Source organism: Pseudomonas sp. St29 (assembly GCF_001547915.1).
Lineage (GTDB): Bacteria > Pseudomonadota > Gammaproteobacteria > Pseudomonadales > Pseudomonadaceae > Aquipseudomonas.
The window spans coordinates 2,303,687-2,330,282 of record NZ_AP014628.1; the positions used below are offsets into that span (position 1 = coordinate 2,303,687).

Sequence of the window (26,596 nt, forward strand, 5' to 3'; positions counted from 1 at the left end):
GATGGCTGAGGAACGTTTCGTTGCAGGCAGGTCGAGCCCGGTGCTGACCGCGGTAGCGAAGTGAACATCGCCGCACACATGAATTTAGCTCAAGGGCATACGCGGGGTTGCGAACCAGAGCGTTCGGGCCGCCGGTACTGGAGAAAGAAAGCATGAGCAACTGGTTAGTAGACAAACTGATCCCTTCGATCATGCGTTCCGAGGTGAAGAAAAGCTCGGTGCCTGAAGGTCTGTGGCACAAGTGCCCGTCCTGCGAGGCGGTGCTTTATCGTCCGGAGCTGGAAAAGACCCTGGATGTTTGCCCCAAGTGCAATCACCACATGCGTATCGGCGCGCGGGCGCGCATCGACATCTTCCTGGATGCCGAGGGGCGTGCCGAGCTGGGCGCCGATCTGGAGCCAGTGGATCGCCTGAAGTTTCGTGACGGCAAGAAGTACAAGGACCGCCTGACCGCGGCACAGAAGCAGACTGGCGAGAAGGACGCGCTGATTTCCATGAGCGGCACCCTGCTGGGCATGCCGGTGGTGGTCTCGGCCTTTGAGTTCTCCTTCATGGGCGGCTCCATGGGGGCGATCGTCGGCGAGCGTTTCGTTCGTGCGGCCAACTACGCCCTGGAAAACCGTTGCCCGATGATCTGCTTCTCCGCCTCCGGTGGTGCGCGGATGCAGGAAGCGCTGATTTCCCTGATGCAGATGGCCAAGACGTCCGCGGTGCTGGCGCGCCTGCGCGAAGAGGGCATTCCCTTCGTCTCCGTGCTGACCGACCCGGTCTACGGTGGGGTATCCGCCAGCCTGGCCATGCTGGGTGACGTGATTGTCGCCGAGCCCAAGGCCCTGGTGGGCTTTGCCGGTCCGCGGGTCATCGAGCAGACCGTGCGGGAGAAGCTGCCCGAGGGCTTCCAGCGCAGTGAGTTCCTCCTGGAGCATGGGGCGATCGACATGATCATTTCCCGTCAGGAGTTGCGTCCGCGCCTGGGCAATCTGCTGGCTCAACTGATGGGGCTGCCGACGCCCGAGTTTGTCGCGGCACCCGTTGAACCTATTGTGGTTCCGCCGGCTCCAGCAAACCTATGACCCAGCGCACCCTGGGCGATTGGCTCGCCTACCTTGAGCAGTTGCACCCTTCGGCCATCGACATGGGGCTGGAGCGCTCGCAACAGGTAGTGGCCCGGATGGGGCTGGGCAAGCCGGCGCCTCGGGTGATCACGGTCACCGGAACCAACGGCAAGGGCTCTACCTGTGCCTTTGTCGCCTCCCTGCTGCGAGCCCAGGGCTTGCAGGTGGGGGTCTACAGTTCACCGCACCTGCTGCGTTACAACGAGCGGGTGCAGATCAATGGTCTTGAGGCTTCCGATCAGCAGCTGTGTGAAGCCTTTGCGGCGGTAGAGGCGGGACGCGGTGACACTTCCCTGACCTATTTCGAAATGGGCACGCTGGCGGCGTTCTGGCTGTTCCAGCGGGCGGCGCTGGATGCGGTGGTGCTGGAGGTCGGTCTGGGCGGGCGCCTGGATGCGGTCAATCTGGTGGATGCCGACCTGGCGCTGGTGACCAGCATTGGTGTCGATCATATCGAGTACCTGGGGGACTCCCGGGAGTCGGTGGCCTTTGAGAAGGCCGGGATCTTCCGTGCCGGTGCACCCGCGTTGTGTGGCGACCTGAATCCGCCACAACCGCTGCTGGATAAGGCGCGGGAACTGGGGTGTCCGTTTTTCCTCCGGGGACGGGATTTCGATCTGGCGCTGACCGAAGAGCATTGGCAGTGGCGCGGCCTGGATGCCCAGGGTCATCAGGTCGAGCTGCGGGATCTGCCGCTGCTCGATCTGCCCATGGAGAACGCGGCACTGGCCTTGCAGGCTTACCTGCTTACCGGGTTGCCCTGGCAGCCTGAGCAGATTGGCGCGGCTCTGCAGCGGACCCGGGTAACCGGTCGTCTGGATCGTCGGCAGATCGAATGGCAGGGCAAGCGCCTGAACCTGCTGCTGGATGTGGGGCACAACCCCCACGCCGCGCAGTATCTGGCCGAGCGCCTGGCACGTCGACCGCTGAACGGTCGGCGCCTGGTGGTATTTGGCCTGCTGGCGGACAAGGATCTGCCGGGGGTGGTGGGGTGTCTGCAGTCTTCGGTCCAGAGCTGGGCGGTGGCACCGCTGGATTCGCCCAGGGCGCGCCCGGCGCAGGATCTGCAGGTCGCGCTGGAGAGCCTTGGCGCTTCGGTAGCGTCCTACGCCAGTGTTGCAGCGGCATTGGAAGCGCAATGCGCGCAAGCGACCGCGGATGATGAAATTCTGCTGTTCGGATCTTTTTATTGTGTCGCCGAGGCGCTTGAGTGGCTCGCCCGGCGCTCCACGGAGGAAGCTGCACATGGCAATGCTGGATAACGTCTACAAGCAGCGAATGGTTGGAGCACTGGTGTTGGTGGCCTTGGCCGTGATCTTCCTGCCGATGCTGTTTTCGCGCGAGGATGAGCAGCGCCACGTAGCAGTTGAGGCGCCACCTGTGCCGCAGGCCTCGGCCATGCCGCAGGTTCAGGTTGAGCCGGTGGTGGTTCCTGAGCCCAAGGCCTTGCCTCAGGAGCCGGTGCCTGTCGAGGAGCCGGTGGTGCAGCAGGTTGCGCCTTCCATGCCGATTGCCCCGAGTGCGCCGGCGGTGGCTCCGGCGCCTGCCGTGGCGAGCAAGCCGGTGCCAAAGCCTGCGCCTGCGCCTGTGCCGACCCCGGCGCCAGCCCAGCCGATTGCCGCCGCCAAGCCTGACACCAGTCAGAGCCGGATCGATGCCAATGGCCTCTCTATCAGCTGGTCGGTACAGCTGGCTAGCCTGTCGAGTCGGGAAGGTGCGGAAAACCTGCAGAAAACCCTGCGCAGTCAGGGCTATAACGCATATATCCGTTCCGCCGAAGGCAAGAACCGGGTATTCGTCGGGCCGCTGATCGAGCGGGCCGAGGCTGATCGTCTGCGTGACCTGTTGGGTCGTCAGCACAACCTAAAGGGGTTTGTGGTGCGCTTCCAGCCGGAGCGTGGCTGAGGCTATCTGGCTGATTTCAAAAGCACAGTGAATCGCAGCTTACCGACAGCCAAGCGCTCTGTTAAAATGCGCCGCCTTATCCGTCTGTAGGCTGCACTGTGCCATTTACCTGGGTTGACTGGGCGATCGTTGCAATAATCGCCATCTCCGCTTTGATCAGCTTGAGCCGCGGTTTCGTCAAAGAAGCCTTGTCGTTGCTTACCTGGATCATCGCAGGAGTCGTTGCCTGGATGTTTGGTGGCTCACTGTCCGAGTACCTCGGCGGTTATATCGAAACTCCCTCGGCTCGCGTGATCGCGGGCTGCGCAATCATGTTTGTCGCCACCTTGCTGGTGGGGGCAATGGTCAACTATCTCATCGGCGAATTGATTCGCGTCACCGGCCTCTCCGGGACCGATCGATTCCTCGGCATGGCCTTCGGCGCGGCGCGTGGCGCGCTGCTGGTGGTCGTGGCAGTCGGGCTCTTGAGCCTGGGGCCGGTACAGCAGGATTCCTGGTGGCAGCAGTCGCGGCTGGTGCCACAATTTCTATTGGTTGCAGACTGGTCCAAGAACCTCATCCTGGGGTGGAGCAGTCAGTGGCTGGCCAGCGGTATCAGCGTACCCGCTGAAATACCGTTCAAGGAGCACCTCTTACCGGCCAAAACGCCTCAGTAAGATGGGTTCAGTTCAGTTTCATTAAGTAGGGGTTGCGTCGCATGTGTGGCATCGTCGGTATCGTCGGTAAGTCGAACGTCAATCAGGCGCTGTATGACGCGCTAACCGTCCTCCAGCACCGCGGCCAGGACGCTGCCGGTATCGTGACCAGCCATGATGGCCGGTTATTCCTGCGCAAGGACAATGGCCTGGTGCGTGATGTGTTCCAGCAAAGGCACATGCAGCGCCTGGTGGGTCACATGGGTATCGGTCATGTGCGTTATCCAACCGCGGGCAGCTCGACCTCGGCCGAGGCCCAGCCGTTCTACGTCAACTCGCCTTATGGCATCACCCTGGCGCACAACGGCAACCTGACCAATGTTGAACAATTGGCCAAGGAGATCTACGAGTCCGACCTGCGCCACGTCAACACCAACTCCGACTCCGAAGTGTTGCTCAACGTGTTCGCTCACGAGCTGGCCCAGCGCGGCAAGCTGCAACCGACCGAGGAAGACGTGTTTGCTGCGGTGACTGACGTGCACAACCGTTGCGTCGGTGGTTACGCGGTGGTGGCCATGATCACCGGTTACGGCATCGTCGGTTTCCGTGATCCCCACGGCATCCGCCCGATCGTTTTCGGCCAGCGTCATACCGACGAGGGCGTGGAATACATGATCGCCTCGGAAAGCGTTTCCCTGGATGTATTGGGCTTTACCCTGATTCGCGACCTGGCTCCGGGCGAAGCGGTCTACATCACTGAAGAGGGCAAGCTCTACACCCGCCAGTGCGCGACCAATCCGCAGCTCACTCCATGCATCTTCGAACACGTCTACCTGGCCCGTCCCGACTCGATCATCGACGGTGTCTCGGTGTACAAGGCGCGGCTGCGCATGGGCGAGAAGCTGGCCGAGAAGATCCTGCGCGAGCGTCCGCAGCACGATATCGACGTGGTGATTCCGATTCCCGACACCAGCCGTACCGCCGCGCTGGAGCTGGCCAACCACCTGGGGGTCAAGTTCCGCGAAGGTTTCGTCAAGAACCGCTACATCGGCCGTACCTTCATCATGCCGGGCCAGGCAGCGCGGAAAAAATCCGTGCGCCAGAAGCTCAATGCCATCGAGCTGGAGTTCCGCGGCAAGAACGTGATGCTGGTGGACGACTCCATCGTTCGCGGGACCACCTGCAAGCAGATCATCCAGATGGCCCGTGAAGCCGGCGCGAAGAACGTCTACTTCTGCTCGGCGGCTCCGGCAGTTCGTTACCCGAACGTCTACGGCATCGACATGCCTAGCGCCCACGAGTTGATTGCTCACAATCGCTCGACCCAGGACGTGGCTGACCTGATCGGCGCTGACTGGCTGATCTACCAGGACCTGCCGGACCTGATCGAGGCGGTCGGTGGCGGCAAGATCAAGATCGAGAACTTCGACTGCGCGGTGTTCGACGGCAAGTACGTCACCGGCGACGTCGACGAGGCCTATCTGAACAAGATCGAGAACGCTCGCAACGATGCGTCCAAGGCCAAGACCCAGGCGGTCAGCGCCATCATCGATCTGTACAACAACTGATCCAGAGCATTTAAGAAGACATTAGGAGTAGGCGGCATGAGTCAGGATTGGGATGCCGGTCGGCTGGACAGCGACCTTGAAGGCGTAGCGTTCGATACCCTGGCGGTGCGCGCCGGCCAGCACCGTTCGCCGGAAGGCGAGCACGGTGATCCGATGTTCTTCACGTCCAGCTATGTGTTCCGCACAGCCGCCGACGCGGCTGCACGGTTCGCCGGCGAAGTGCCGGGCAACGTCTATTCGCGTTACACCAACCCTACGGTGCGCTCGTTCGAAGAGCGCATCGCGGCGCTGGAGGGTGCTGAACAGGCGGTCGCCACGGCCACCGGCATGGCGGCCATTCTCTCGGTGGTCATGAGTTTGTGCAGTGCCGGCGATCACGTACTGGTATCGCGCAGCGTGTTCGGCTCGACCATCAGCTTGTTCGAGAAGTACTTCAAGCGTTTTGGTGTTGAAGTCGATTACGTGCCCCTGGCGGACCTGTCCGGGTGGGATGCGGCGATCAAGAGCAACACCAAGCTGCTGTTTGTCGAATCCCCCTCCAATCCGCTGGCCGAGCTGGTGGATATCGCCGCCTTGGCTGAACTGGCGCATGCCAAGGGTGCGATGCTGGTGGTCGACAACTGCTTCTGCACCCCGGCCCTGCAGCAACCCTTGAAGCTGGGCGCGGACGTGGTGGTGCATTCGGCCACCAAGTTCATCGACGGCCAGGGTCGTTGCATGGGGGGCGTGGTCGCTGGACGCAGCGAGCAGATGAAAGAAGTGGTGGGCTTTCTGCGCACTGCGGGGCCGACCCTGAGTCCGTTCAATGCCTGGATCTTCCTCAAGGGCCTGGAAACCCTGAGCCTGCGGATGCGTGCCCACTGTGCCAATGCTCTGGCCCTGGCGCAGTGGCTTGAGCAGCAGGACGGTGTCGAGAAGGTGCACTACGCCGGTCTTGCCAGCCACCCGCAACACGAACTGGCCAAGCGTCAGCAGCGTGGTTTCGGTGCGGTGGTGAGCTTCGAGGTCAAGGGTGGCAAAGAGGGCGCCTGGCGCTTTATCGATGCCACTCGGCTGATTTCGATCACCGCCAACCTGGGTGACAGCAAAACCACCATCACCCATCCGAGCACCACATCCCACGGCCGCCTGGCGCCGCAGGAGCGTGAAGCGGCCGGTATTCGCGACAGTCTGATCCGTATTGCGGTCGGCCTGGAGGACGTGGCTGATCTGCAGGCCGACCTGGCTCGTGGGTTGGCAGCCTTGTGATCGAGTTGTCCACGCCTCAGGGTGGCGGCAACGGACGTGTTGCGCTGGTGACTGGTGCGGCACGGGGCATTGGCTTGGGCATCGCTGCCTGGCTGATCAGCGAAGGCTGGCAGGTGGTGCTGACCGATGTGGACCGGGAGCGCGGCTCCAAGGTGTCCAGGGTGATGGGCGAGAATGCCTGGTTCATCACCATGGATGTGGCGGATGAGGAGCAGGTGGCGCAGGGCGTGGCCGAGGTGCTGGGGCAGTTCGGGCGCCTGGACGCTCTGGTGTGCAACGCCGCGGTGGCTGATCCGCACAACATCACTTTGGAAAGCCTGGATCTGGCTTACTGGAGTCGGGTGCTGGCGGTGAATCTCGGTGGTCCCATGCTGCTGGCCAAGCATTGCGCGCCGTATCTGCGCGCCCATGGCGGTTCCATTGTCAATCTGGCGTCGACCCGGGCTCGGCAATCGGAGCCCGATAGCGAAGCCTATGCGGCCAGCAAGGGCGGTCTGTTGGCCCTGACCCATGCCCTGGCCATCAGTCTGGGGCCGGAGATCCGGGTCAATGCCGTGAGCCCTGGCTGGATCGACGCGCGTGATCCCGCGGTGCGGCGTGCCGAGCCCTTATCCGATGCCGATCACGCCCAGCATCCTGCGGGCAGGGTAGGGACGGTGGAGGATGTGGCGTCCATGGTGGCCTGGCTGCTGTCGCGTAATTCGGGTTTTGTCACCGGCCAAGAGTTTGTGGTGGACGGTGGCATGACCAAGAAAATGATTTATCAGGCCTAGGGCTGCGCCAGGCTTTAAGCGGCAAGTGGGTAGTGCGGTTGCGTGCCAGCCGCTTTTTTCTTGCAGCTGACAGTTGGGCGCTTCCGCTGTTTTTTTAAAAAAACTTCAAGCCTGCTATTGACTTAGCTTCGTTACCTGCGTAAATTTCGCGGCCTAAGCGAAGCAAAGGGTGATTAGCTCAGCCGGGAGAGCATCTGCCTTACAAGCAGAGGGTCGGCGGTTCGATCCCGTCATCACCCACCATTCCTGAGTGTCTTTCGCAAGAAAGACGGAAGCTTCCACGGAAGCCTCCAACCGACGCGCAGCGGTAGTTCAGTCGGTTAGAATACCGGCCTGTCACGCCGGGGGTCGCGGGTTCGAGTCCCGTCCGCTGCGCCATATTTTCCAAGCCAGGCTCGCCTGGTTTGAGATCGAAAAGCCTCGAAGCTCTTCTTTCAGACGATTTAAACGATTCACATGGACGCAAGTCCAAGCGATACGCAGCGGTAGTTCAGTCGGTTAGAATACCGGCCTGTCACGCCGGGGGTCGCGGGTTCGAGTCCCGTCCGCTGCGCCATATCAGCCTCAAGGACCACTGAACGCCTTGAAGCAACGAAGCAAGCTACAGGCTTGGTTCGCATCGATAGCAAAGGCCCTGGTCGAAAGACCGGGGTTTTTTGTTTTCGGAATTTGCCTTTTTGCAATACCTGTTGTTTGAGCATAAAAAACCGCCTGTTCGGCGGTTTTTTTGTGGCTGCGAAAAACTCGGGCTATCAGAAGCCAAGCTTGTCGCGAAGGCTGTAGTACCAGGCGCCCAGGGCGGTGAATGGCGTGCGCAGCAGCTGACCGCCAGGGAAGGGGTAGTGGGGCAGGTCGGCGAAAGCGTCAAAGCGCTCTGCCTGGCCGCGCAAGGCTTCGGCCAGCACTTTGCCCGCCAGGTGGGTATAGGTCACGCCGTGGCCGCTGCAGCCTTGGGAGTAGTAGATGTTGTCGCCCAGGCGGCCCACCTGGGGCAGGCGCGACAAGGTCAGCAGGAAGTTGCCGGTCCAGGCGTAGTCGATCTTGACGTTTTTCAGTTGCGGGAACGCCTTGAGCATCTTCGGTCGGATGATCGCCTCGATGTTGGCCGGGTCGCGAGCGCCGTAGACCACGCCGCCGCCGAAAATCAGGCGCTTGTCGCCGCTGAGGCGGTAATAGTCCAGCAGGTAGTTGCAGTCTTCGACGCAGTAGTCCTGAGGGAGCAGGCTGGCTGCCAGTTCGTCGCCCAGGGGCTCGGTAGTGATCACCTGAGTGCCGCAAGGCATGGATTTGGCGGCCAGTTCCGGGATCAGATTGCCCAGGTAGGCGTTGCCGGCGACGATAATGAACTTGGCGCGGACTTTACCCTGTGGAGTATGGACGACGGGATTGGCCCCGCGCTCGATGCGTACTGCCGGGGATTGTTCATAGATGGTGCCGCCCAGGGATTCCACGGCCGCCGCTTCGCCCAGTGCCAGGTTCAGCGGGTGGATGTGGCCGCCGCTCATGTCGAGCATGCCGCCCTTGTATTGATCACAAGCCACGACTTCGCGAATCCGTCGCTCGTCCAGCAATTCCAGTTGAGTGTGGCCGTAGCGCTCCCACAGGCGCTTCTGCGACTCCAGGTGGCCCATCTGCTTGCTGGTCAGTGCAGCGAACACGCCGCCGTCTTTCAGGTCGCACTGGATCTGGTACTTGGCTACCCGCTCGCGAATGATCCGGCCGCCCTCGAACGCCATTTGCCCCAACAGTTGTGCTTGCTTGGGCCCGACACTGCGCTCGATCACGTCGATGTCGCGGCTATAGCTGTTGACGATCTGTCCGCCATTGCGCCCGGAGGCACCAAAGCCGACCTTGGCAGCTTCCAGCACTGTTACGCGAAAGCCGTTTTCCAGGAGAAACAGGGCGCTGGACAGACCGGTATAACCCGCACCGATCACGCAGATATCGGTTTCCACTTCGCCTTGCAGCAGCGGGCGTTCCGGAGCTGCATTGGCGGATGCGGCGTAGTAGGACTGTGGGTAGGGAATATGCGCCATCCTGCGACCTCATGTGTTTAATATATTTTACGAGTGCGTCGATGCTACCTGAGTTGTAAAAGCGCTACCAGACAGAAGGAAAAACTTCTTCCGGGCGCCGAAATTAAAAAATTCGCATATTCATAGGCTTAGCTGCAAAAAAGGTGTTGACACCCCTTTGGAATTCCGTAGAATGCCGCCTCACAGCAGGCACGTAGCTCAGTTGGTTAGAGCACCACCTTGACATGGTGGGGGTCGTTGGTTCGAGTCCAATCGCGCCTACCAAACAAAATCCGCTCTGCTGGGCGGTGTGAAGGGGAATCCGAAAGGGTTCCCCTTTTTCTTTGCCTAAGAAAACGTTCACAAATTATAGGCTTCGTTCACACATAGGTAATGTGAACGTACACTTGCATCTACCCCCTATTCACACTCAGATTTGTGAACGACTCTACCTAACCCATTGATATACATGGCTCGTTCACTATCTTGTCTAGGTGGTTGAATCGCCCCGGGTTTCTTAGACACCTCTTTGCCTTAAACTGAGGCCAATTAGGAGGTGCCATGAGCAACCCGCGTTACCCCGAAGAATTCAAAATCCAAGCGGTCAATCAAGTGACCGAAAAGAAGCTGCCTGTCGCTGATGTAGCGGCTCGTCTCGGCGTGTCGACGCATAGCCTCTATGCCTGGATAAAGCGCTACAGCAAACCTCAAGAAGAACGGCAGCAGGATGATGATCAGCACGCTGAGCTGCGTCGTCTTCGAGCGGAACTCAAGCGGGTGACTGAAGAGCGAGACATATTAAAAAAGGCCGCCGCGTACTTTGCCAAGGAGTGCGGCTGAAGTACGCCTTTATCAAACAGCGCACGGGCGACTATTCGATTCGACGGCTTTGCCTGACGCTGAAAGTCCATCCCAGCGGTTATTACGCCTGGCTGTCTGAGCCGCAATCTGCACGAGCTAAAGACGATCAGCGACTGCTGGGTTTGATCAAGCACTCATGGCTGGAGAGCGGCGGCGTTTATGGGTATCGAAAAATCCATGATGATCTGCGCGAGGTCGGAGAAGACTGTGGTCGCCATCGTGTGGCGAGGCTGATGCGTCTTGAAGGGCTGCGCTCTCAGACAGGGTATCGAAGTCGCCCTGGAAAGTACGGCGGTAAGCCAGCGGTAGCCTCACCCAATTTGCTGAAGCGCCAGTTCGATGTCGTAGAACCCAACAAGGTTTGGGTCACCGACATCACCTACATTCGTACGTATGAAGGCTGGCTGTATTTGGCAGTGGTGCTGGATATGTTTTCTCGTCAGGTCGTTGGCTGGTCAATGAAGTCGCAGATGACCAGTGATTTGGCAATTGATGCGTTATTGATGGCGGTTTGGAGGCGTAAACCGAAACAGGAGCTGATGGTTCACTCCGACCAAGGCAGCCAATACAGCAGCTCCGATTGGCGCAGCTTTTTGAAGGCGAACAATTTGGTTGCCAGCATGAGTCGTCGAGGCAACTGTCATGACAATGCCGTGGCCGAGAGCTTTTTCCAGCTTCTGAAACGGGAACGGATCAAGCGGAAAATCTACCCCACACGGGAAGGTGCACGTAGTGATGTGTTTGATTACATCGAGATGTTCTACAGCGCGAAACGTCGTCATGGTTTCAACAATCAGCTGTCGCCGGTAGAGTTTGAAAAGCGTTACGCAATGAGCTTGCAGGGTGTCTAAAAAAACCGGGGCGATTCAACCATCTCCACGTGCTACAGCGTTAGGGTGATATAGGACGGTACTACTACATCTACGCTTTTGTCTCCTTGCTCTAAGGCACCGATCATATCTTCTGGTTATAGGTGCAGGGCTGGGATTGGCTAGGTGAGGTGGGTGTGCTGCAGCCAATAAATACCTGATGAGCTATATTGGGCGGCCCGGATAGTGGCTGAGCTACAAAATTACCGCAGTGCTGAGCTCGATTTCCTAGCTTTTATTGGGTAAAGCCCTATTTTTAAGTGGTTCAATTGCAAAAAACATTACTTGCGCAGTGCTTTCTCTAGCTGTGATTGCAATTTAGATGATGTGGTCCAAATTATCGACACTCCGCAGCTCAAACTCCGGGGTGTATCCAAATGTCAGATATCCAGCAACCTCCTCAGGTTAGGGTAATTCAGGATAGGCACATAAATCACACTTTCTAGCATCCTACTTGAATGCTTGAATATTTATTGGGTGGTAGATGTTGCTTCTGGTTCGGGTCAGGTTGTCAAAGAGGGGTAGGAGGATAGTGTATGAGTTGCGCTGTTGAGAGAAGCATAGATCAATTGATCTGGCAAAAAATTTAAAGGGGGTCGTGTGTTGTGGTAACGCCCCTATCCAAGTAATTGCTCTGTCGCAAACGAAAGAAAATCTGCTGGTTGAATATCGAATAAACTTTGATAAGTTGTTCTTCGAATGCAGCAATATGCATCACGCTACTACAGGGTCCTATTGAATTGATGTAGGTGTCGTCGATCTAAAGCTTTGGGAGGTAATTCCGGGTGACAGTAAGTAGAACTCAAAGTCAGCCGGAGCTCCCAGAAATTATCACAAGGTCTGAAGATTTTTTGAGAGTGATACCCATGAGTTATAAGGTCAGGCCTTTATATTTATACGCTAAAATTTTTCGAGGACATACTGTTGGTGGTATGCTACATTATCTTAAAAAATAGCGTTCATATTTTTTATGACTTTTTAGTGTTTATTTTGAATTTTTAATGTTGTCTAGTATTTGCTTTGATGTGAGGACTGATCCAGCAATTGATAAGTGACTCGCGTCCGAGTACATAAGCTTTCCATCTAGTATGGTAGTACAGATTCCAGCCTTGCATAGGGTGGGGGTCGCGTCAATATAGAACGTATTTGGGTGAGTGTCGGCAAACTTTTTAAGTAGCTTGTTTGTTTTGTAGGCAGTAGAGAGTTCAATTGGGTATTTTAGCCATTTTGTACACGGCTGAGCAATGTAGGTTGGGCGCAGAATGCAAAGTGCGGAGCCCATTGTTGCGCGCATATATGGCTGGCTTCCAATTATAAATAATTTTCGATTGCCTATTTCATGTCTGGCGCTTGTCAGTATGTCTTCTATGACTTCGAAATAGCTTGTTCCATTTTGTTGGCTATTAATGCCATCGCTGTTGGCGATAATGTTACTGTAGTCCTCCCAACTATGAGCTAGTATTAGTGGAAGATTGTTGTCTTTTAGTTCGGATAACGCCAATTTGTAAGCGTCTTTACAGGCTTGCCTGGGGGTGTTATTCATTAATCTTGTATATCTGGTTGACATTATGCAGCCATGCCTGAAAAAGCCGGATATGTACTCGTCTCTATCATGTAGAATTTTGTCCATACCGCTTGCATATTGAAGCCCGAAGCTATCTCCGGCCATGACTGCAATTTTTTTACCGCTTATTTCTCCTAAAGTATTATCTAGCTCGTAACCGTGCCCGCCGTAATTATTGATATGAAATTCTATAGGGTCTGACACCACTTTTAGAAGTCCTGGGGTTAGAAGCTCTTTATGTATCCTTGATGAGGCGCCCTTGCTTTCGATGATTAAGTGGTTTCCATAAGATAGCAGCGCTATTGAAGTTATCATCGCTGTAATGCCCGCGAGGTTAATCCGGGCTTTCGTTTTTATGAATAAGCGTTCAATAGATGTGTATAATACGGCTCCGAAAGCTATTGATAAAAAAAGGAGGTATATTTTTTCTGTTGTTACTATTTTTTCAAAAGTGTAATATTTGTAAAATACAAGTATGGGCCAATGAACCAAGTAGATTGAATAAGAAATAACACCGATTTTTACCATTGGCCAGGATCGCAGTACGGCCCCAACTCTGGAACGGGCGCCATAGATGCATGCCGCCGCTCCAAGGCAAGGAATTAATGCTCGCAGGCCGGGGAAAGGGGAGCTACTATCAAAGGTTAGTGCGGCACTTATAATTAGAGTAATTCCGAAAATTGTAATCGCCGACTCAATGGCGTTGTTAGCTCGATGTCGGACGAAAAAAACTAAAATTGCACCAATGGAAAGTTCAAAAAAACGGAAGGGCATCATAAAATATGATGCGGAAGCATGGCGATGGAGCATTAGTTGCGATGCGATTAATGAAATTATTGTTGTTGCGAGGAGAGCTCGTAGGAAAAATTTTTCCGACACTCGTAATGCCATCCAGACCATAAATGGCCAGATTATGTAAAACTGCCATTCGACAGCAAGAGACCATGTATGTAGTAGCGGTTGAGTCTGAGCGGCCGCATCGAAATATCCCTGATTTAGCCAGAAATAGAAGTTGGATGTTGCGAAGATTGAGTGCTGGGCCGATCTGGCTAGGTTGCTTAACGATGCTGGGTCCATTATCAGGTAGCCGACGCCTAGCGAAATAGATATAGTTGCGATAAGTGCTGGGTGAAGTCTTAGTAGTCTCTTTGTATAAAAGTCATAAAATGAAAATCTACTTTCTCTTATCGCATTTATGATTACATCGGTGATTAAAAAACCTGATATGATGAAGAATACATCAACTCCAATAAAGCCACCTGGAACTCCAAGTTCATAATGGAAGAGAATGACTAGAATGACGGCAATTGCGCGCAGGCCATCAATATCCGGTCGATAGACAGTATTTTTGCTTTGCATAAGTTGTACTCAGTATTTCAAGTGGACGAGTCACAGGTTTTCGGATTGTACACATGAACATGATTCGTATCAGTCATTTTTATGGGGGACGGCTCCAACTATTGTGGTCGGAATCTGATCCAGATCAGTAGCGGGACGAACTACGCCGCGTAGAAGAGGGGTATTGAACCTGGAGCTGCTTAGTAAGTCGCCGATGTCGGCGGTTTGGCTTGGTCCACGAAACGCTAGAACATGCACGTAGGCCAGGGGGCTTCCTTAAGATCACTACTGTATCAAGGGAGTCAACGACCTTGCCAACCGCCAGGCGCTATACCGGGGGGCATTGAAGGTTCTGGTGTGAGCGGCACGGGCTTTATCAGGTTTTCCGGGTGTTGGATTCTGGTTTAGGCCAAGGAAGGGGACTTTTTTTGAGTGTCCGGGAGGTGAAATGGTTTGCGGCATTTCCAATGTCGCCTGCTCAGGCGTGTGTTGGGGGTAAAACTGAAGCACTGAGGCTACTACATTTACGCCGTACGTTCTGGTCAAGATACAACTGGTCGGACGTCCCAAGATTTTGCCATTCGATCGCGACCTATAGCCGCATTCAGTTCCGCGGTGACTGCGCACACAAGTTGGCGTATTAGGCATTGACCTGTCCAGTTGGGAGTGTGAGCAATAATGGCGCCCTGGCAGATCCTGGTCAGGATACTACTAGCGATACCATTGGTTTTGGTGGTGCAGGATTGCCGCACGGGCGCGAAGCTTGTCGAGCAGGAAAAGCACCGTGCCACCGAGCAATAGCTCGCGTTCAGGAGCAACAACACACCAGCGAATTACCCGATGATCATGCAACCAGGGTGCTCTACTCGATCGCCTTGCCACTTCTTATACTCACCTGTGAACCCTTCTCGACGCCGCTGATTCAGTTGTTGGCTGCTAAATGCTTGCTGACCTGGCATCTGTGGCATGGTTCATGGAGTCGAGTGAGCGAAACTTGACCCAGTACATACTTAACGAATTATTGCCGCTACCAAGGACTGCTCGCACTAAGGGCGTGCCAGGCTCATGTCGGGTTAATTGTTCTCCCTTTAACTCCCTCAGCAGCAGATGGTAATCCCTGAGCGTCTGATTAGACTGATCCAGTACGGACTCGGGCCATCTATCCGCATCCAACTCTGAGTTGTGCCGGTTGAGCCTGCCCACACATAGGCGAGCGCCTTTCTGAGTGCTGTCTTGGCGGAGGCTTTTCCTATGGCTAGTGCATTGCTCATTTGGACAATGCCAGCGATATTCTTTCGAGCATTGTTCAACTGCGCTTGATACTAGGTGAGTTTTTCTTCGAGTATGGCGCGCTAATACTTGTAAATTTTGAGGGGCGTAAGACATTCGCGCCACGCGGAGGTTTCTTCATCGATATTCATGATGGGTTAACTCGAATACTGTATGCACAAGCAGTGTTCGAGGCGCGTCAAATTTGGGAATGATGTTTGTTGGCGGGACGGCGGGTACGGCAAATACTGTAGGACTATCCAACGCCAGGTTATTGATTGTTATAAAAATTCTGCGTTTTCGGAGGCAGATGAAATGGATATGCCTTCCTTTTATATCAATCACATGTATAGGTTCCGCACTCACATTGCCATGGTGGGGTCGTTGGTTCGAGTCCAATCGCGCCTTCCAAACAAAATCCGCTCTGCTGGGCGGTCTAGAAGGGGTTCACCGATAGGTGCACCCCTTTGAACGGGACAACCACATAGGTAACAGAAAAGTGGCATGTCCCGGACCTGATGGACAGGCAATTAAGAGCTACTGCTCGCATTTCGCAGCTCAAACTCCATTGGACTGAGATAGCCCAACGTCGAGTGGCGACGGCGGTGATTGTAAAAGCGGATGTAGTCGAACAGGTCGGTTTTTGCCTCCTGGTAGCTGCCGTAGCGAGTCAGGTACACCCGATCAGCCTTCAGCGAACGGAAGAAACTCTCCATCGCGGCGTTGTCCCAGCAGTTCCCAGGACGTGAATGGCTGGGCACGATTCGATGTCACCGAAGCAAGGCCTGGTAATCGTACGCGCAGTATTGGCTGCCACGATCCGAGTGCAGCAACACTTGTTCTTTCGACTGTCTGCGTACAACAATCATCTCCAGAGCAGCATGCACTAGGGCCAGCTGCATCCGGTAGTGCATCGCCCAATCGACGACAGCGCGTGAATAGAGATCAAGCACGACGGCCAGATACAGCCATCCTCGGGCCGTTCGCACTTAGGTCATGTCCGAGACCCAGTGCCGATTGGCGCGATCCGAGGCGAACTGGCGATCCGGGTGATTCGGGGCAATCGGCAGAGCATGACGACTGCTGGAAACCAGTCGCCAACGCTTGCGCGAACGAACACGCAGGCCGGCTTCGCGCATCCGTCGAGCGACTCGGCGTCGGCCACACGCATGCCCCATGGCCGCCAACTCTGCCTTGATTCGGCGATGGCCATAGATCCCCTTCACCTCGTGGTGGATGCTGCGGATCTCCTTGCTCAGACGCCAATTCGCCATCTCTCTCGCCGAGGGAAGCCGCTGCTGCCAGGCATAGAAACCGCTGCGGGATACCTGCAGCAGCCGGCACATCGGTGCTACGGGATAGCGACCGGCCAACGCCTCAATGGCACGAAGCTTCACTTCGTGGGCTGCGAGAAGATGCGAGTGCCTTTTTAATGCATCGCGTTCCATGGTGACCTGCGGCAACTGCTGACGTAAGCGACGAAGCTCCGCGTTCTCGCCCCGCTACTTGCCGTTGCCCGGAAAGGCATCGTCACCTTGCTGCTCATACTGGCGCTTCCATTTGCCCAACAGGCTTTCAGAGATGCCCAGCGTCTCGGCTACATGACGAAGCGGCGTACCGGCAAGCACCTGGTCTGCCACCTCGCGTTTGAAGGATTCGGGAAAACGTCGTCTAGTCTGGGTCATGAACACTCCTTGCGGTGGAGATTATCCACCTTAAGTCAGTGTCCACTCAGCACGGGGCAGGCCAGAGTGCGCAGGCCAGGTCGGGGATGAAGCGTCAGGGCATTTGGCAGAACGCCTACCCATTCTTGATCAGCGGCTTGGCGATGTTGCTGGTTGCTCGTCGCATCAGTTCCTTCGGTGCATTCAGAGAGGCCTTTTCATGCGGCGCCCATCCTGGCGTTTGTGGATTGTCCTGTGGGTTGATCCACCCGTTTCTATGCCGTTGATTCTCGGCCGCTTTCGAAGCGTTGGAGCTGGGGTTGCCGATACTCCTGTTGGTCCTCGCCTTCAAAGGTTCTGCTGTTTGTCGTTGGCGCTGTTGCAAGCGCCCGTCCTGCTGTGGAGCCGGTTACCGGGCGGGTTGAAGATCTTTTACGTGCGCTCTGGTCTTTTCAGCGTTGTGCTCGTCAGTTCCGCGCCGGGGAGTCGTGGTCAGGCACGACTCCCCGGGGAGGGATGATCAGTTCTGAGGAGTGAACCGGTCGCCGTGGAAGCTGCGCACCGGGTTGCCGCGCTCCACGCTGTGGTGGGCATCGCGGCGTTGCAGGCGCAGCGCCTCGGCAGATTGCTGTTGCCGCTCAGCCAGGCGTTGCAGAATCAGCAGGCGCGCAACGCGCTTGTTGTCGTGCTGGCTGCGTTCTGACTGCACTTTCACGCTGATGCCACTGGCCAGGTGCGTGGCGCGCACCGCAGAGTCCGTGGTGTTCACGTGTTGCCCGCCCGGACCTGATGCACGCATGGCTTCAAAGCGGATGGCGCTGTCCATGCTGTCCTCTTGAGCCTTGAACAGTTGGCCGGCGAAATACCAGTTCTTGCGTTTGTGTCCGGGGCGATAAGGGCTCTTGCAGGTCCAGAGCAGGGTGCCGGTCCAGCGTTCGGCCAGTCCCGCAGCCTGTTCCCCATCAAGGCTGACCAGTACCGACCTGCAGGTGCCGCGGCCCTGGCCGGCCACCTGCTCGACGAGGCTGGCGCGCACGTTTTGTGCCTCGGCTTCGCGATACAAGAGTTGCAGGGCCCTGGTCACCGCCAGTTCGCACTCGACGGGTCCCTGAGCGGAAGACAGCTGTAACAGCAGCATCAGCAGCACCCCCGGCGTTTGTAGGTCAGCACCGGCTTGAGCCGCGCGATGATCTGCACCAGGCCGGCATCCCTCAGGCTGCCGACCACGCTGTCGATGCTCTTGTAGGCTTCAGGGGCTTCCTCGTACATCAATCCGCGGTCTTCGCAGATCACCCGGCTGCCCAGTTGAGTGCGCTTGAGCTGGTCGAAGCTGAAGCGCGCCGCCAGCCTGCCCTTGCAATCGCTGCGCAGCCATTTGCGCCCGGCGCCGTGGGCCAGGGAGTAGAGGCTGGCAGTGGCCGGTATCGGATGAACCAGATAGCTGTAGTCGCCCCTGGAGCCCGGGATGACCACCGGCCCCTGGTCCGACGGCGTAGCGCCCTTGCGATGCAGCCAGCCCGTAACACCGTCGACATTGGCTGGCGATACCAGGTTGTGGTTGATGTCCAGTATCGAGCGTCCCTTGGCCCGCAGGTTGTACAGCAGGCGTTCGGCGATCAATCGCCGGTTGGCCTCGGCGAAGCGCAGGGCGGCGTCGTGCTCTTGCAAGTACTGGGCGCCGGCGGCGCTGGCCATTACCAGGCCGTTGTGCCCGTGCTGGTCCACATGACGCCGCAGGATGGCTTCTCCCAGGCCCCGGGAGCCGCTATGCACCAGCAGCAACAAGGCTTTGGGATTCAGCTCCAGGGCCTGCAGGGCGCTGGCGTCGTACACCTGATCGAGCTGTTGCAGCTCGGCGAAGTGATTGCCGCCACCGATGGTGCCCAGTGAGTGTTCATGACCGTTGATGGGCAGTCCCAACTGCGCTCGCTCTTCATCCCACTGTTCATCCAGGGGGAGGTCGATGTTGTCGATTTTCTTCTCCAGCTTGTCGAGGTTGAGGCGGCTGCAGGAGAGGTCGGTTTGCCACAGCGTCATGCCGCAGCCGATGTCGTTGCCCACCAGGGCCGGGTAGGCCATCTCGGTGGAAAAGAATGCTGCTCCCACGGGGTAGCCTCGGCCTGGGTGCAGGTCCGGCATGCCGACCACCTGGCGCATGCCGGGCAGTTGAGCGGTGGTTTGCAGTTGTTGGAGCGCTTTATCTTCGATCCAGGTGGTGTCTGAGGCGATCAGTGAGACGCCGTTCGACAAATGACGGATGCAAGTGTCCATGTCCAATTCCTGATTGGAAAAAAAGTAGTCAGGTAGTGGCAGGACGAAGCGGGATTAAGCGAAGGCGCTAGCGGGTAGCGGATACAGCGTTTAAACCAGGCACGTCCTGCAAGGGGTGATCAGCTGTTGCATGGTGGATCTCCTTGGCAAAAGTGTGGGAAGGGGCGCGAAGGTTAAACCTTCGGCTGGACCATGACAATGGGGAGTCCCGAATAAACAACGCCGGTCCTTGTGGCAGGGCCGTTAAAGCCATGGCCTGGGGGGCGAGGCCGTTGCTGCAGGCCTTGGTTGAGGGCGGTCAGGATGGCGCTTGCCTTGCAGTAGGTTTTTTCTTCTGTCTGACGCCTTTTTTCTGTCGCCTGAGCGATACTCTCGCGTTTTATGGACGAGGTGGCAGCATGCGGGTGTTGATGGCGGTGATGGTTGCGGGTTTGTTGGCCGGCTGTGCGGGTTCCATCATGGACGACGCTCGGGCCAGAACGCCCAACAAGACCCTGAGCTCGGCCAAGGCCGATCAACTGGTGGCGCAGTGCGTACAGTTCGCCTGGCAGGATGAAGCGGTTTTCGGTGTTGATGCTGCGGCTTATCTGCAGCCGGGCAAGGGCGGTGGCTACACGGTGTATACCCGCGCCGCCGAATCCTTCGTGGACATCAAGGTCGAGCCTTCTGGAACCGCCATTCACTACTATGCAGTCGAGGACAACGCGGTCTCGAAGCGCCGTCTCGCGGCGTTGGCAACCTGCCTATAGACAATGGATGGCTTCAGGTGTTTTTCAGGACGAACCCGGCAATGGCCGGGTTTGTTTTTTCTGCTGGGCGCTTTTTCGGTGTTAGTTGGGCTGTTTGGGGTTTTTCATAAAGTGAAAGAACAAGTCCTGCTGTAGAAAAGCGTGTAATACATTGACTCTTCAAGTTGTCAGTTCAAATCGGAAAGTCCAGGGTTTAATAGGGCTGGCGCAGGCTTTTGCATATTGTCCTGATTGGTTAGTTTGCGGGTGCGTGAAACAAGTCGATAAAAGTGCGCTAAGTTAAAGGTGCTCAACGAGGAGCGAACTTAATTAATCAATGGAGTGAAAGATATGAATAAGCCACAAGCTCAACTTAAACATGGTCGCATCGTGTCGCCTTCCAGTCGTGGCTCGGTCGCGGTGGAACTGGGGCTGCTGGGGACCTGGCAGGTGAATGAGATGGAAGGGGGGAAAAACTTCCCGTCCCTGGTCGCCGGTCCCTTCCCGAAACCCTACGACAGCGATGTGGCAAGCGCCGTACCACCCGCAGACGGCCATATTCTCAGCGGTGGCAAGGTTGATGAGCGCGACTGCATCAACTTCACCAACGATGAGATGTCGAAGAAGCTCAACCGTGCATTCAACTGGCCGCTGCTCAGTGTCGATCCGGGTCAGGTCTTTCGCGTGCAGTGGGAATACACCGCGCCTCACGTCACCCGTGGTTACAGCTGGTTCATCACCAAAGATGGCTGGGACCCGAAGCAGCGTATCAGCCGTGCACAACTGGAGCCCCAGGCTTTTTATCAGGACTTTTATACTGAAGTCCCGTTCGACAAGTTTGGTTCGGTGCTCAAGGCCAAGACCCATCATGAAGTTGTACTGCCGAAAAACAAGAAAGGCCATCATGTTGTGGTGTTGGTGTGGATAGTTGCCAATACCGGCAATGGGTTCTATCAGGCGTTCGATCTGGACTTCAAGTAAGTTGCGGGCTTGCAAAGTTATTTATCCGTTCTCAAGGATTAGAACATGAATAAAATCGACTTCACATCGATCAAGAGTCAGCCCGCGGATGCCGCATCCCTGATGCCGAGCATTGCCGGCAAGAAGATCCTCATGGGCTTCTGGCACAACTGGGCCGCCGGTCCCGCTGACGGTTACCAGCAGGGACAGTTTGCCAATCTCAATCTGTTGGATGTGCCCAAGGAATATAACGTGGTGGCGGTAGCCTTCATGAAGGGGCACGGCATTCCTACGTTCAAGCCTTACAACCTGACGGATGAAGAGTTCCGGCGTCAGGTGGGCGTGCTCAACAGCCAGGGGCGGGCTGTGCTGATCTCCCTGGGCGGTGCCGATGCGCATATCGAATTGCACAAGGGCAACGAGCAACCCCTGGCCAGCGAGATCATCCGCCTGGTCGAGACTTACGGTTTCGATGGCCTGGATATCGATCTGGAGCAGAGCGCTATCGACTTCGCTGACAACAAGAGCGTGTTGCCGGCCGCGCTGAAGCTGGTGAAGGATCATTACGCCGGCCAGGGCAAGCACTTCATCATCAGCATGGCGCCCGAGTTTCCGTACCTGACCAGCAATGGCAAATACGTGGCGTACCTGCAGGCCCTGGAGGGCTACTACGACTTTGTCGCGCCGCAGTATTACAACCAGGGGGGCGATGGGCTCTGGGTACAGGAGGCCAATGGCGGGCAGGGGGCGTGGATCGCCCAGAACAACGACGCAATGAAGGAGGACTTTCTGTTCTACCTGACCGACAGCCTGGCCTCGGGTACCCGTGGCTACACCCGGATTGTCGCGGACAAGCTGGTGATCGGTTTGCCGAGCAACGTCGATGCGGCAGCCACCGGTTATGTCATCGAGCCTGCGGCGTTGAACAATGCGTTCAAGCGTTTGCAGGAGAGTGGGCACGCCATCAAGGGCTTGATGACCTGGTCGGTGAACTGGGATGCCGGAATCAATCGGCAGGGCGTGCATTACGACTGGGAGTTCCGCAACCGTTATGCGCCGTTGATCCATGGCGATGGCGGCGAGCCGGAGAGGCCCGGGGCGCCGGGCAATCTGCTGGTGCAGGGGACCACTCGCAGCAGTGTCAGCTTGAGTTGGGGGGCTTCCGGCGGCCGGCGACCGGTGGAGTTCTATACCCTGTACCGCGATGGCAATGCGGTGGGCAAGACCGCGACTGCGGCCTATGAGGACAAGGGGCTGAATGCGGATACTCAGTACAGCTACTTCGTCACGGCCACAGACACCCAGGGCCGGGAATCCTTGCCCAGTCGCAGCCTGAGTGTCAGGACCGCGGGAGGCGTGGTCGACCCGAGCTTTCCCGAGTGGCGTACCAGCCAGCGCTATAGGAGGGAGGAGGGCGTGACTTATGAGGGCAATCGCTATCTCTGCCTTCAGGAGCACACCTCCAACCCGGGGTGGACGCCTTCCGTGGCATTCACGCTGTGGAGCAAGGTGCTGCTGGAGCGTCATGCTTGAGATCTAGAGGTCAGTGCCTGAGGGCATGATGGGGCGGTCCGCGCGGATGTTGTCGATCCGAATGCGGGCCGCTTTTTGGGTTTTTCCGGGGCTGCTCGGGTTGCCTCGTTGGTTGGTATCACGCCTGTGCAGACGCTGGTGCGGGTCATCGCCGCCGGTCTGTTGCCCCGCGTGAGCTTGGCTCAGTTGTAATCATTGGTAAGCGATGCTGCTTTTGGGCTTGGCTTGGTAGTAGGCTCGCGGCTCGATTACATGAGCAAGGAAAGCCCGCGATGTTTCAAATGAATAACCTGGTTCCGGAAATGCTGGTCAGTCATCTGGAGCGCAGTCTGTCTTTTTACCGCGATACCCTGGGTTTCAAGGTGGAGTATCAGCGTCCCGAACATTTCTTTGCCTTTCTTTCATTCAACGGCGGGCAATTGATGCTGGAACAGGATGATCGGGAGGAGTCGGAGTGGCGGGTAGGTCCCTTGCAGGCACCCTTTGGTCGCGGCATGAACCTGTCCATCGAGTGCCCGGATATTCGCCAGCTGGCGGCGTCGCTGAAGCAGGCCGGTATCGCCTTGCGCAGGGACATACAGGAATGCTGGTATCGCCATGATGAGTTGCTGCATGGTGAATTGAATCTGCTGGTGCAGGATCCTGATGGCTACCTGCTGCGGTTTACCGAGGACTTGGGGTTCAAGCCGGCGGAGCCGTCAGCAGGCGCCTGACCGCTGTGCCCGGGGGGCGACGCCTGCATTGCTGCGGCGCCGCGTGCCGGGAGGCAGCGGTAGGATGGGATGCCAGAAAGGGGCGTTAGTCAGTGGGTGACGAACATCCGGTGCGCGGGAATCTGCTGTAGCCGCTATCCATTGAGGACAGGCGAAGGTTCTGTGGGAGAAGCTCGGGTTGAACAAGGCACGCGCCACACCAGCCTTGGGGTGCAGGCGAGGAGCGGGTGCTGATTGTGTTCAAGGGGTTTCGCGCTTGTCCGGGGCAGTGAGTCCGGCCTGAATGCGTTGATAGATTTCTTCACGGTGTACCGCGACATTTTTTGGCGCGTTGATTCCGATGCGGACCTGTTGGCCGCTGACGCCGAGAATGGTGATCGTAATGTCGTCACCGATGTTTATGCTTTCACCGACTTTGCGGGTGAGTATCAGCATGATCTTCTCCTTGATAGCTTTGTAGGGCACCAGATTCAAACAGTGCAGAGGTCGGTCTTAGGTATAGATTAGTGCGAAGTTCCACTGAGTGGGTGCCTCTTTCTGACGCGCAGACGATCTATTAATTCCCAAGGCGCAACTATACAGAGGCAATAAATATCATTCTTCCTGTTTCGGCCTGATTTTGTGACGAGGTCTCTCGTGGCTGGAGTGCTAAAATCGCCGCCTCAGACTTTCTAGGGGTGGGTTGTGCGCACAGTAGCGATGATGATGGCGGTGTTGGCCTTGGCCGGATGCGGCGAAGGCAAACGGGTCGAAGCGAACAAGACCGCGGCAGCGCAGGTCCAACCGGTTCAGGCCTCCAGTGCACCGCAGTGGGATGTGCTGGTGGGCAGCGAGTTGCCTCAGGCGGTAAGCGATCTGACCGGCTGGCTGATCGAGCACGGGATCATTTCCAACGTGGTGACCGTTGAGGGCAAGCGCCTGGTGGTGGTCGGCCCGTTTGCTTCCCAGGCCGAAGCCGAGGCCAAGAAGAATGAAGTGATTGAAAAGCTGGTCAAGGCCAAGAAGCGCGATATCGACGTCACTGTCATCGAGCATCAAGCCGCGCAATAAACCTGTTTGCACAGGATCCAGGATCGCCCGCGTTCAGCGGGCGATCTGCTTTCAGCCACAGGCCTTGAGGTTGACCGCGCCGACGAATTCATTGCCGCGCCCCATGACGCAGGCCACGCTCTGATTGCGCTGGCGTTCCCAGTCTTGCACCGGGTAGGTCTTGTTCCAGGCTTCGAAGAGCTGTCGGTCCTGCTTCGACAGGCGCAGGCCGTACTGCTTGCTCATGTAGAAGTAGGTGCGGGCGATCATGCCGCGAATCGACGGTCGTGGCATGACCTTCTTGGCCTTGAAGTCGACCTGGGTCAGGCACGAACCGTACTGGCCCGATTGCTCCGGCAGCCAGCCGAAGCTGAAGTTGCTGCGGTCGCCATTCACTTCGCCAATGCTCGGTACCAGGTTGTGCAGGTCGGCTTCGGCGCGCTGATAGACCGCATCGGTGCGCGTGCAATTCTTGCGTCCGCCTTGCTGCCAGCACTGACGCTGATGGCCGATCTGCCAGGCCGGCACTATGTGTTCCCATTCGATGCGTTCGGCGCGCTTGGCGTTCTTGCGCGGTACATAGCCGCAGGCCGCCAGGTTCACCCGATTGCCGGTGTACTTGCAGCCGCAATAGAACTCGGTGGATTGGGGGGCATAGAGCTTCCAGGCGACTTTCTTGGCTTCGCTGAAGGTACGGGGCGCATCGGCTTGGGCGGTACAGGCGAGAAACAGCAACAGCAGGGCAAAACAACGAACACTCATTGACTCAGTCTTCCTTCGGCACAACCCAGAAAATCTGCACGCCGCCATCGTCGCGATAGGCGAGGGTGACGTTGTCGTTTTCGGCGATTTCTTCCAGCAGGCGCTCCCACTCGTCCTGAGGTTCGTCGGCGAGGCGGAAGATCAGCGCGGCCTTGGCTTTCTGTGCGGTGGGGGAGTTGATGATTTTCTGGATGCGTACACCCAGGCGTTCGTAGGAGCTGAGGGGTGTTTGAGTGTTGGCCACGGAACATTCCTTATTAAGCTGTACGTGCATACAGTATTTAACTGTAAGACATTTCGCAACTGCTTAAAATTCAAGAAGTTCCTCTGACAACGCTTTACGCATTTGTCTCACGAGGCGAGCAGATATTTTTACTGGGAGGAAGGAGGCGGTATCGGGACCACCCGCCCGGGCGGGCGAGTGGTTGCAAAACCGCTCGACCGGGGCCGGTCGAGCGGGGTTCTGTCAGTATTCCCAGAACATGCGTTGCAGTTCCTTGCTGTCCTGAGTCTTGGTCAGGGCGACCATGGCCAGGATGCGGGCTTTCTGCGGGTTCAGGTCATGAGCCACGACCCAGTCGTACTTGTCGTCAGGCTGTTCGGCGTTGCGCAGCACGAAACCACCGGCATTGACGTGGGAAGAACGAATGATCTGTACGCCGTTCTTGCGCAGTTCCTGCAGGGCAGGGACCACACGGGAAGACACCGAGCCATTGCCGGTGCCGGCGTGGATGATGGCTTTGGCGCCGCCCTGGGCCAGGGCCTTGTAGGCGGTGTCGCTGACGTTGCCGTAGCCGTAGGCGATTTCTACGTCAGGCAGGCTCTTGATGTTCTTGATGTCGAATTCCGAATCCATGGTGTGGCGCTTGGCCGGCAGGCGGAACCAGTAGGATTTGCCTTCCACCACCATGCCCAGCGGGCCCCATGGGCTCTTGAAGGCTTCAGTCTTGATGTTGATCATCTTGCTGACATCGCGACCGGACTGGATTTCGTCGTTCATGGTCACCAGTACGCCTTTGCCACGAGCATTCTTGCTACCGGCGACGGCGACGGCGTTGTACAGGTTGAGCATGCCGTCGGCCGACATCGCGGTGCCTGGGCGCATGGAGCCGACCACTACGATTGGCTTGTCGGTCTTTTCCACCAGGTTGAGGAAGTAGGCGGTTTCTTCCAGGGTGTCGGTGCCGTGGGTGATGACGATGCCATCAACGTCCTTGCTGTCGGCCAGTTCGGCAACGCGGCGACCCAGTTGCAGCAGGTTTTCGTTGGTGATGCTTTCCGAGGCGATCTGCATGACCTGCTCGCCACGCACGTTGGCCAGCTGGTTCAATTCCGGGATGCCGGCGATCAGTTGCTCGATGCCGACCTTGGCCGCCTGATAGGTGGCGCTGTTGGCTGCGCTGGCGCCGGCACCGGCGATAGTGCCGCCGGTGGCGAGGACCACGACGTTGGCGAGTTTCTGCTGGGTTTCAGCTTCTTTGGCCTGCAGGGCGGCAGGCAGAAGCAGGAGGAGGGCCAAAGCGCCCGGGGCGAAGGATTTGAAGGCAGATTTCATTATTTTCTCTCTAGTAGTGAGACGGTGCTGATGCAGGTTCATCTAGAAACACCACGGCGGCAGATCTGTTTGCGCCGAGGCAGCGAGGGTTGAGCAGGATCTGTACCAGCACTACCTTGGTCGGATAAGTATTTTAAGTTACTGATTTATATCAATTTTATTTCTGTTTATGGTCGCGTTGAGTCAAGCGGCGTCCGGGTTTCCGAACATTTGTGCAGCAC

25 protein-coding genes and 4 tRNA genes are annotated in these 26,596 nt (G+C 57.1%); 17 read left to right on the forward strand and 12 right to left on the reverse strand.

Annotated elements, in window-relative coordinates; all coding sequences use genetic code 11:
- Positions 1-152: 152 nt before the first annotated feature.
- From accD to PST29_RS10550, 10 genes are all read left to right on the forward strand, one after another.
- Positions 153-1,073, forward strand: a complete 921-nt coding sequence (gene accD, locus PST29_RS10505; protein ID WP_060838410.1) for an acetyl-CoA carboxylase, carboxyltransferase subunit beta — start codon at positions 153-155, stop codon at positions 1,071-1,073.
- Complete coding sequence (folC, locus tag PST29_RS10510) at positions 1,070-2,377, forward strand: bifunctional tetrahydrofolate synthase/dihydrofolate synthase (RefSeq protein ID WP_060843004.1); 1,308 nt, start codon at positions 1,070-1,072, stop codon at positions 2,375-2,377. The genes accD and folC overlap by 4 nt, the downstream gene beginning before the upstream one ends.
- Positions 2,361-3,020 carry an SPOR domain-containing protein gene (locus PST29_RS10515; RefSeq protein WP_060843005.1) on the forward strand — a complete coding sequence of 220 codons (660 nt, stop codon included), beginning with the start codon at positions 2,361-2,363 and terminating at the stop codon, positions 3,018-3,020. Before folC ends, PST29_RS10515 begins: the two co-directional genes overlap by 17 nt.
- A gap of 98 nt (positions 3,021-3,118) precedes the next feature.
- Complete coding sequence (locus tag PST29_RS10520) at positions 3,119-3,676, forward strand: CvpA family protein (RefSeq protein WP_016968003.1); 558 nt, start codon at positions 3,119-3,121, stop codon at positions 3,674-3,676.
- Positions 3,677-3,717: 41 nt separating this feature from the next.
- Positions 3,718-5,223: an amidophosphoribosyltransferase gene (purF, locus tag PST29_RS10525; protein WP_060838413.1), complete on the forward strand. Its 1,506-nt coding sequence runs from the start codon at positions 3,718-3,720 to the stop codon at positions 5,221-5,223.
- A 36-nt stretch (positions 5,224-5,259) separates the two neighbouring features.
- The gene (locus PST29_RS10530; protein ID WP_016968005.1) at positions 5,260-6,471 is read left to right on the forward strand and encodes an O-succinylhomoserine sulfhydrylase; all 1,212 of its coding nucleotides are present in this window, start codon (positions 5,260-5,262) and stop codon (positions 6,469-6,471) included.
- Complete coding sequence (locus tag PST29_RS10535) at positions 6,468-7,244, forward strand: SDR family oxidoreductase (RefSeq protein ID WP_060843006.1); 777 nt, start codon at positions 6,468-6,470, stop codon at positions 7,242-7,244. The genes PST29_RS10530 and PST29_RS10535 overlap by 4 nt, the downstream gene beginning before the upstream one ends.
- A 167-nt stretch (positions 7,245-7,411) precedes the next feature.
- Positions 7,412-7,487 (forward strand) — tRNA-Val (locus PST29_RS10540).
- Between the two features lie 58 nt (positions 7,488-7,545).
- A tRNA-Asp gene (locus PST29_RS10545) sits at positions 7,546-7,622 on the forward strand.
- A gap of 101 nt (positions 7,623-7,723) precedes the next feature.
- A tRNA-Asp gene (locus PST29_RS10550) sits at positions 7,724-7,800 on the forward strand.
- A gap of 196 nt (positions 7,801-7,996) precedes the next feature.
- On the opposite strand, the gene PST29_RS10555 is transcribed toward PST29_RS10550, so the two are convergent.
- Positions 7,997-9,280 carry an NAD(P)/FAD-dependent oxidoreductase gene (locus PST29_RS10555; protein ID WP_060838416.1) on the reverse strand — a complete coding sequence of 428 codons (1,284 nt, stop codon included), beginning with the start codon at positions 9,278-9,280 and terminating at the stop codon, positions 7,997-7,999.
- A 187-nt stretch (positions 9,281-9,467) separates the two neighbouring features.
- On the opposite strand from PST29_RS10555, the gene PST29_RS10560 reads away from it, so the two are divergent.
- Positions 9,468-9,544: transfer RNA gene (locus PST29_RS10560), tRNA-Val, on the forward strand.
- Positions 9,545-9,820: 276 nt separating this feature from the next.
- Positions 9,821-10,971, forward strand: a protein-coding gene (locus tag PST29_RS10570; RefSeq protein ID WP_148659615.1) for an IS3 family transposase whose coding sequence is annotated in 2 segments (ribosomal slippage) — positions 9,821-10,058 and positions 10,058-10,971 — 1,152 coding nt in all. Because the reading frame shifts where the segments join, the coding sequence is not laid out codon by codon here.
- Between the two features lie 1,003 nt (positions 10,972-11,974).
- On the opposite strand, the gene PST29_RS30825 is transcribed toward PST29_RS10570, so the two are convergent.
- The 7 genes from PST29_RS30825 to PST29_RS10590 all read right to left on the reverse strand — a co-directional run bounded on the left by PST29_RS30825 (position 11,975) and on the right by PST29_RS10590 (position 19,095).
- A complete protein-coding gene (locus PST29_RS30825) occupies positions 11,975-13,912 on the reverse strand; it encodes an acyltransferase family protein (protein WP_082729201.1) in 1,938 nt (645 codons plus the stop codon).
- Positions 13,913-15,690: 1,778 nt separating this feature from the next.
- Complete coding sequence (locus PST29_RS32720) at positions 15,691-15,921, reverse strand: IS3 family transposase (protein WP_159426277.1); 231 nt, start codon at positions 15,919-15,921, stop codon at positions 15,691-15,693.
- Between the two features lie 9 nt (positions 15,922-15,930).
- Positions 15,931-16,149, reverse strand: coding sequence for a DDE-type integrase/transposase/recombinase (locus PST29_RS32725; RefSeq protein WP_082729203.1), 219 nt, complete (start codon positions 16,147-16,149; stop codon positions 15,931-15,933).
- Positions 16,150-16,608 carry an IS3 family transposase gene (locus PST29_RS30840; RefSeq protein WP_082729204.1) on the reverse strand — a complete coding sequence of 153 codons (459 nt, stop codon included), beginning with the start codon at positions 16,606-16,608 and terminating at the stop codon, positions 16,150-16,152. It lies immediately after the preceding gene.
- A 54-nt stretch (positions 16,609-16,662) separates the two neighbouring features.
- Complete coding sequence (locus PST29_RS30845) at positions 16,663-16,845, reverse strand: transposase (RefSeq protein ID WP_082729205.1); 183 nt, start codon at positions 16,843-16,845, stop codon at positions 16,663-16,665.
- Positions 16,846-17,344: 499 nt separating this feature from the next.
- Positions 17,345-17,962: a peptide chain release factor H gene (gene prfH / locus PST29_RS10585; RefSeq protein WP_060845090.1), complete on the reverse strand. Its 618-nt coding sequence runs from the start codon at positions 17,960-17,962 to the stop codon at positions 17,345-17,347.
- Positions 17,962-19,095, reverse strand: coding sequence for an RNA ligase RtcB family protein (locus tag PST29_RS10590; RefSeq protein WP_060843008.1), 1,134 nt, complete (start codon positions 19,093-19,095; stop codon positions 17,962-17,964). Before PST29_RS10590 ends, prfH begins: the two co-directional genes overlap by 1 nt.
- A 398-nt stretch (positions 19,096-19,493) precedes the next feature.
- On the opposite strand from PST29_RS10590, the gene PST29_RS10595 reads away from it, so the two are divergent.
- From PST29_RS10595 to PST29_RS10610, 4 genes are all read left to right on the forward strand, one after another.
- Positions 19,494-19,844: a hypothetical protein gene (locus PST29_RS10595; RefSeq protein WP_060843009.1), complete on the forward strand. Its 351-nt coding sequence runs from the start codon at positions 19,494-19,496 to the stop codon at positions 19,842-19,844.
- Between the two features lie 330 nt (positions 19,845-20,174).
- Positions 20,175-20,804, forward strand: a complete 630-nt coding sequence (locus PST29_RS10600; RefSeq protein WP_060838419.1) for a lytic polysaccharide monooxygenase auxiliary activity family 9 protein — start codon at positions 20,175-20,177, stop codon at positions 20,802-20,804.
- A 45-nt stretch (positions 20,805-20,849) separates the two neighbouring features.
- Positions 20,850-22,316 (forward strand): carbohydrate-binding protein, encoded by a 1,467-nt coding sequence (locus tag PST29_RS10605; RefSeq protein WP_060843010.1) that lies wholly within the window; start codon positions 20,850-20,852, stop codon positions 22,314-22,316.
- Between the two features lie 272 nt (positions 22,317-22,588).
- Entirely contained in the window at positions 22,589-23,029 is a 441-nt protein-coding gene (locus PST29_RS10610) for a bleomycin resistance protein (RefSeq protein WP_060843011.1), read from the forward strand.
- 240 nt (positions 23,030-23,269) lie between these two features.
- On the opposite strand, the gene csrA is transcribed toward PST29_RS10610, so the two are convergent.
- Entirely contained in the window at positions 23,270-23,464 is a 195-nt protein-coding gene (gene csrA / locus PST29_RS10615; protein ID WP_060838422.1) for a carbon storage regulator CsrA, read from the reverse strand.
- A 264-nt stretch (positions 23,465-23,728) separates the two neighbouring features.
- On the opposite strand from csrA, the gene PST29_RS10620 reads away from it, so the two are divergent.
- Positions 23,729-24,079, forward strand: coding sequence for a hypothetical protein (locus tag PST29_RS10620; protein ID WP_060838423.1), 351 nt, complete (start codon positions 23,729-23,731; stop codon positions 24,077-24,079).
- Between the two features lie 51 nt (positions 24,080-24,130).
- On the opposite strand, the gene PST29_RS10625 is transcribed toward PST29_RS10620, so the two are convergent.
- The 3 genes from PST29_RS10625 to PST29_RS10635 form a co-directional block, all read right to left on the reverse strand.
- A complete protein-coding gene (locus PST29_RS10625) occupies positions 24,131-24,820 on the reverse strand; it encodes an endonuclease (RefSeq protein WP_016963688.1) in 690 nt (229 codons plus the stop codon).
- Between the two features lie 4 nt (positions 24,821-24,824).
- On the reverse strand, positions 24,825-25,094 hold the full coding sequence (locus PST29_RS10630; RefSeq protein WP_060838424.1) for a DUF1654 domain-containing protein: 270 nt from the start codon (positions 25,092-25,094) through the stop codon (positions 24,825-24,827).
- Between the two features lie 192 nt (positions 25,095-25,286).
- The gene (locus PST29_RS10635) at positions 25,287-26,375 is read right to left on the reverse strand and encodes an asparaginase (protein ID WP_047303134.1); all 1,089 of its coding nucleotides are present in this window, start codon (positions 26,373-26,375) and stop codon (positions 25,287-25,289) included.
- Positions 26,376-26,596 lie beyond the last annotated feature (221 nt).